The following is a 6341-nucleotide window of genomic DNA, read 5'->3' on the forward strand; positions in this document are numbered from 1 at the left end:
TTCTGACCGATCATTTCATATCATGTATGGAGGTGGAATGGATGGGACAGATCACATTAATCTTCTTATTACTGGTAAGTGCAGGGGTAATCTTTCGGAGCATTTGGATGCTGTTTAAGCATCCCGGCATAAAAGAACACTTGATGCCTGCGAGTCATTTACTCATTTTATTTATCGTTTATGGGACAATCATTTCAGGTTTTGGTTTGATCTATGCGCTGTTGTCTTTAATGGGATACCCCGTTATTAAAATGGAATGGAATCAAAGTGATTTCCTTTCCTTTCTAGAAGCATGCATTTATTTTAGCAGTACAACCATCTTGTCGGTTGGATATGGTGACATCGTACCGGTTGGGGCAGGAAGGTGGATTGCCGCATTTCAAGCATTGATCGGTTATCTGCTGCCGATCGCGTTTGTCCTTTCATCGGTTATCCATCATAACAAAATGGCAAAATAGTTGTTGAAGAAGACGGAAATCGGCTACCCTTAAAACAGAACTATTTTTAAGGAGGCAAATGATGCAAGTAGAAGCAGGAACAAAAGCACCAGATTTTAAGCTGCCAGCAAGCAACGGCCAGGAAATTCAGTTATCGGATTTTAAAGGGAAAAATGTAGTTCTGTACTTTTACCCGAAAGATATGACACCGGGATGTACTACACAAGCCTGTGATTTTAGAGATAGGCATGCTGATTTTGAAGGGCAGAATACGGTGATTATCGGAATTAGTCCAGATCCTTTAACGCGTCATGATACTTTTATTCAGAAGCATGGCTTGCCGTTTTTACTAGCAGCAGATGAGGAACATAAGGTTGCCAAGTTGTATGATGTCTGGAAGCTGAAGAAAAACTTTGGCAAAGAATATATGGGAATAGAACGATCCACTTTTATCATTGATAAAGAAGGAATTGTGGCAAAAGAATACCGAAAAGTGAAAGTGAAAGATCACGTAGAGGACGCATTGAATTACATAAAAGAAAATCTAACATAGAAAAAAGCCCTGTATCGTCAGGGCTTTTTAGCTTTCTTGCAATTCATTCACCGGGATGTCCATTTCATTATCCGGCTGTTCTCTCGTATAAGCTCTAGCCGTTTGATTGTTTTCGTCTACTGATTGAAGCCAAACCGGCGTCCCATTATGTAAAACTTCGATTTCTTTTTCTGATTCAATGATCTGTTGAGCGCGTGATGTATTCATAGGTTATCACCTCCACGCCTTTTATTATGCAGCGAAGATAGGGTAAATATGCTTTTGGCTTTTAAAAATAGGCAGGAAGACTTACGCGTGATAAAATATAATTATGTGAATTTTATAACATATATAGGGGGGCTACCTAATGAGAGATAACCGTTTAACTACTCTTGCTAGAACATTGTTAACGCATTCGCTTAAACTTGAAAAAGGTCAAAAAGTTCTTATTTCATCATTTGTTTCTGGAAAACCGCTCGTAAAAGAACTGGTTCAAGAAACCTATAAATTGGGAGCATTCCCATACGTTCAGTTAGTGGATGAAGAAATTTCACGAGTATTGATGATGGGATCTTCAAAAGAACATACTGAACCACAAACGAAATGGGATCTTGCACGAATAGAAGACATTGATGCTTACATATCCATTCAATGTAAACAAAATGATGCAGAATTCTCTGAAATCCCAAGTGATATTTTTCAAATGAAAAGTGAATTAGCTAAACCTGTGCAAAACTTGATTATTAACGACCGTCAATGGGTGTTGTTGAATTACCCGACACCTGGTCTTGCACAGATGGCTAAAATGAGCTTAGATACATTTACCGATTTTCTGCTTGATGTATGCAACGTAGATTATAAAGCAATGCTTGAAGCTCAAAAGCCATTGCACGAATTAATGGAACGAACGGATAAGGTGCGCATTACAGGACCTGGAACAGATCTAACGTTTTCAATTAAAGGCATTCCGGCGGTAATGTGTGCAGGTGAAAATAATATTCCTGATGGAGAAGTATTTACGGCACCAGTAAAAGACAGTGTGAACGGGAAAATTACGTATAACACGCCTTGTCCATATCATGGAACAACATTTAATAATGTAAGTTTAACGTTTATAGACGGGAAAATCGTTGAGGCTACTTCAGATAATACAGAGAAACTTAACGAAATCTTTGATACCGATGAAGGTGCTCGATATATCGGAGAATTTGCAATCGGAGTCAATCCGCTTATCAAGCATCCGATGGGAGATATCTTATTTGATGAAAAGATTTGCGGAAGCATTCACTTCACCCCAGGAAGAGCTTATCAAGATGCAAACAACGGAAACGAATCAGGCATCCACTGGGACATGGTACTGATTCAGCGCCCTGAATATGGTGGAGGCGAAATCTATTTTGATGATGTTTTAATCCGTAAAGATGGATTGTTCGTCTTGCCTGAATTACAAGGCTTAAATCCTGAAAACTTAAAATAAACAGCATATAAGATCATTGCGGGATGCATTGTCCCGCTTTTTCTTTTTTTATTAAATCTTAAAAAGAGAAGGTGTTTCTTCATGATACTTTCAAGTGCACGTCTTAAGGATGAAGTGAAAATAATGCTTCAAAAGAAGTTCCAGCAAGCAGAGTTTCGTTTTTATAACAAGATGAAAGAAGCGATTGTAGATCTTGAGAAAGCGGAAATTTTAATTACATATGGAGAAGACTTAACGGCCGAATTGATAAACAAGGCAACAAACCTAAAGTGGGTGATGGTTATCTCTGCTGGTCTAGATAAAATGCCTTTCGAAGCACTTCAGAATAAAAACATTCTGATTACAAATGCAAGAGGAATACACAAAACACCAATGGCAGAATATACGCTATCAATGATGCGGCAAGTATCCCGAAAAGCAAAAGAGCTGATGAAAAATCAAAAAGAGCATCTTTGGGACCGTAAAGTACCGATGACTGAGATATCTGGTAAAACAGTAGGTATTTTAGGCGCAGGTGCAATCGGAGAAGAAATTGCCAGGCTGTCAAAAGCATTTCACATGAAGACGATGGGTTTTAATAGAAGCGGAAGACCTGTACAAAACTTTGGTATCATCGTCGATCAAGAAGGAATTAACAAACTTTTTGAAGAAAGTGATTTTATTGTGAATGTGCTGCCATCTACACCCTTAACAACAGGCATGATAGGAGCTGATGCATTCTCGCGTATGAAGAATACAGCTGTTCTTATCAACATTGGACGAGGAACAACGATAGTAGAAAGTGAACTTATACGTGCACTTCAGGAAAACAAAATAGCACATGCCGTTTTGGATGTGTTTGAATCAGAACCTCTAACAGAAAAGAGTCCATTATGGGATATGGAGAATGTTACGGTGACCCCTCATTTATCAGGGATATCTCCACAGTATCAGGAAAGAGCAATCAAGATTTTTAGTGAAAATCTTATCTTATATAAAAAAGGCATGTTTAAGAACATGAATAATATCATTCCATATGAGCGGGGGTATTAAAATGAAAATTTACACAAAAACTGGTGATAAAGGGAAAACATCTTTAATCTTTGGCGAGCGGGTATCCAAAAACGATATAAGAGTAGAAGCTTATGGTACCTGTGATGAAGCAAACAGTATGATAGGACTTGGTGTAAGTCTGTTGCCGCAAGAAGAATGGGCAAAAAAAGCAACAAATGTCATGCAGAGGGTTCAGACTGTTCTTTTTCATGTAGGGGCTGAACTGGCAACACCTTCAGGAAAAGAAGTGTCTTGGAAGTTAAAAGAAGAAGACATTCATTTTTTAGAGAAAACAATCGATAGTTGGCAAGATGGATTAAAACCGTTAAAGCAGTTTATATTGCCTGGCGGATCACCTTCTGGAAGTGCTTTTCATACAGCTCGAACGATTGCACGTCGTGCAGAGCGGCTTGCTGTAGGTGTTGAAGGAGTCAATCCACTTGTATTGTCTTACTTAAACAGACTCTCTGACTTTTTATTTGTAGCTGCACGATATGCAAATGATCAGATGAAGGTTCATGAGCCTGTTTTACACGAAGAAAATTCATAAAAAAGCGCTATCTTCCATACACTGCAATTGACAAAACCTGTAGATACCAAGTAGACTAATTATAACAATTATAAAGTAATAACTCTTAAAGAAATGAGGTGCATGACGATGTCTAGTGCTAAAATAAATGCTGCGATCGACAATTTAAAAGAAGCAGGTGTACGTATTACACCTCAACGTCATGCTATCTTAGAGCATCTAATTCAATCGATGTCCCACCCGACAGCCGATGAAATCTACAAGGCGTTGGAAGGAAAATTCCCAAATATGAGTGTGGCTACCGTCTACAATAACCTCCGTGTCTTTAAAGAAGCAGGACTTGTTAAAGAATTAACTTATGGAGATTCCTCAAGCCGGTTTGATTGCGTAACAACAGATCATTACCATATTATCTGTGATTCTTGCGGGAAGATTGTAGATTTTCATTACCCTGGTTTAGATGAAGTGGAAAGCCTCGCTGAATCAGTTACAGGGTTTGATGTAGGCCGGCACCGAATGGAAATTTACGGAGTGTGCCCCGACTGCAAAAGAAAACATTAATGATAGGATGATATGAAAAAAGCTGACTTCCATAACGGAATGTCAGCTTTATCTATTTTCTTTACGCATTTCACGTTTCGAATTATATTTTTCATCAAAATCTTTGCCTTCAAGACTTTTATCCATTGTAAGCGGCTGGTTACAGGACATGCAAGCATCAACCCTGCCCAATACTTTAGTGACTTTTCCGCAATTGGGGCATTCCACTTGAACTGCCTGGGTGGAAATCATGCCAATCCAAAAGTAAACTCCAGCACTTGCGATAGTGGCTAGAAACCCGACAACCATAAAAATGGACATAACAACAAAACTTGTCTTGAAAAACAGGCCAGCATACATGATGATTATACCTATAAACACTAGGCTTAAAGCAAACGTACGTATTTTATTAATTTTACTCGTATACTTTATCATACCTGTCCCTCCTACGTTCTTTACACGTTCATTAGTATAACATATGAACTCTCTAGAAAAGAAAAAGGATTTCATTATTTGATGTTGAATGATTAGACACAGGATTTTGTTAATATGGGAGATGACCTTCATGGAAGATATTTTACGCCCCCTTTATCAAGAGAGAGCAAGCAACGAAAACACGTTAGGTGTATTATTTGTAGAAAAGAACAAACCTTTTAGCCCTGGAACCGATCACTTCGACTGTATTCTACTTATAATAGTAAAAGAATCAGATCGTTCGTGGATGATTAAACATTATGAGTTTCAATCAGGTTCCGCTGCGCTTCATATCGTAACAGAAGAGCTGTTAAATTCATGGCTCATGCTTGGAACGAATAAAAGAGCTGTGGACTGGGTTATGAATGGAAAGGTTCTGTTTAATCGCAACGAGTACATAACAGGGTTAAGGGACAGACTGCATGAGTTTCCGTCTGATGAGAGAACACATAAGATTGGACTTGAGTTCGCTAAACTCTTGAGACGATATAATGATGGGAAAGAACTGTTTCATTCCGGCCATTACCTGGATGCTTTTAACAACATCATGCACGCCCTTCACCATCTGGCGCGTTTATCGGTTATCGAGCATGGCTATTATCCAGAGGTGACCGTTTGGAATCAGGTAAAGATAATTCAGCCTGAGATCTTTAAGTTATATGAAGAACTTGTCACAGGTGATGAGTCGATCGACAAACGAATCGAGTTGCTTCTTCTTGCATCCGAGTTCTCGCTATCGTCTAAAACGAAACTGGGCGCGAATCATTTATTGGGTGTTATTAAAGAAAGAGAAGAATGGGCTTATCATGAATTAATGGAACATAGTGAGGTGCAGGATTACGCCATTGACCTTCCGATGCTTCTGACACACTTAAAAGATAAGGGATATATAAAGACCATTAAAAGAGAAACTAAGAGCAAAAACTTGTACCACCGGTATTACTCAATTAAAGAATAAAGTTTTTTACAAAAAGGTGTTGACCTGTTTATGAGTATCGTGCTATATTATTTCTTGTCGCTGCGACACACAGAAACAATGTTGCAGCCGGGAAACACGATAAAAAAACAGGTTGACATCTTATTTTTGAGATGTTATCCTAATAAAGTCGCCAAAACGAGCGACAAGCTTTTATCACACTAAGTTCTTTGAAAACTGAACAAAAGAAATAGGTAAGGAATTAAATTAATTCCGTCAGTATTAAAACAAGAGCAAGTCAAACACTTTTATGGAGAGTTTGATCCTGGCTCAGGATGAACGCTGGCGGCGTGCCTAATACATGCAAGTCGAGCGAATGATGAGGAGCTTGCTCCTCTGATTTA

9 protein-coding genes and 1 rRNA gene are annotated in these 6341 nt (G+C 38.6%); 8 read left to right on the top strand and 2 right to left on the bottom strand.

Features of this window, described 5'->3' with window-relative positions:
- The first annotated feature begins 41 nt into the window (after positions 1–41).
- Both KUV80_RS17375 and bcp read left to right on the top strand, forming a co-directional pair.
- On the top strand, positions 42–458 hold the full coding sequence (locus KUV80_RS17375) for a potassium channel family protein (protein ID WP_222463996.1): 417 nt from the start codon (positions 42–44) through the stop codon (positions 456–458).
- A gap of 61 nt (positions 459–519) precedes the next feature.
- Entirely contained in the window at positions 520–990 is a 471-nt protein-coding gene (bcp, locus tag KUV80_RS17380) for a thioredoxin-dependent thiol peroxidase (RefSeq protein WP_222463997.1), read from the top strand.
- 27 nt (positions 991–1017) lie between these two features.
- Here bcp and KUV80_RS17385 read toward each other — a convergent pair whose 3' ends face one another.
- Positions 1018–1197: an H-type small acid-soluble spore protein gene (locus tag KUV80_RS17385; protein ID WP_222463998.1), complete on the bottom strand. Its 180-nt coding sequence runs from the start codon at positions 1195–1197 to the stop codon at positions 1018–1020.
- A 139-nt stretch (positions 1198–1336) separates the two neighbouring features.
- On the opposite strand from KUV80_RS17385, the gene KUV80_RS17390 reads away from it, so the two are divergent.
- The 4 genes from KUV80_RS17390 (at position 1337) to perR (ending at position 4568) form a co-directional block, all read left to right on the top strand.
- Positions 1337–2446: an aminopeptidase gene (locus tag KUV80_RS17390; RefSeq protein WP_222463999.1), complete on the top strand. Its 1110-nt coding sequence runs from the start codon at positions 1337–1339 to the stop codon at positions 2444–2446.
- Between the two features lie 81 nt (positions 2447–2527).
- Positions 2528–3478, top strand: a complete 951-nt coding sequence (locus KUV80_RS17395; RefSeq protein WP_222464000.1) for a D-2-hydroxyacid dehydrogenase — start codon at positions 2528–2530, stop codon at positions 3476–3478.
- Between the two features lies 1 nt (position 3479).
- The gene (locus tag KUV80_RS17400) at positions 3480–4028 is read left to right on the top strand and encodes a cob(I)yrinic acid a,c-diamide adenosyltransferase (protein ID WP_222464001.1); all 549 of its coding nucleotides are present in this window, start codon (positions 3480–3482) and stop codon (positions 4026–4028) included.
- 108 nt (positions 4029–4136) lie between these two features.
- Complete coding sequence (gene perR / locus KUV80_RS17405; protein WP_066286254.1) at positions 4137–4568, top strand: peroxide-responsive transcriptional repressor PerR; 432 nt, start codon at positions 4137–4139, stop codon at positions 4566–4568.
- 48 nt (positions 4569–4616) lie between these two features.
- Here the strand turns inward: perR and KUV80_RS17410 are convergent, their stop codons facing one another.
- The gene (locus tag KUV80_RS17410) at positions 4617–4982 is read right to left on the bottom strand and encodes a YgzB family protein (protein WP_222464002.1); all 366 of its coding nucleotides are present in this window, start codon (positions 4980–4982) and stop codon (positions 4617–4619) included.
- A gap of 130 nt (positions 4983–5112) precedes the next feature.
- Between KUV80_RS17410 and KUV80_RS17415 the strand changes: the two genes are divergently transcribed.
- Positions 5113–5979, top strand: coding sequence for a nucleotidyltransferase-like protein (locus KUV80_RS17415; RefSeq protein WP_222464003.1), 867 nt, complete (start codon positions 5113–5115; stop codon positions 5977–5979).
- 265 nt (positions 5980–6244) lie between these two features.
- A 16S ribosomal RNA gene (locus KUV80_RS17420) occupies positions 6245–6341 on the top strand; the annotation flags it as partial.

Source organism: Fictibacillus nanhaiensis (assembly GCF_019801215.1).
Taxonomy (GTDB): domain Bacteria; phylum Bacillota; class Bacilli; order Bacillales; family Fictibacillaceae; genus Fictibacillus; species Fictibacillus nanhaiensis_C.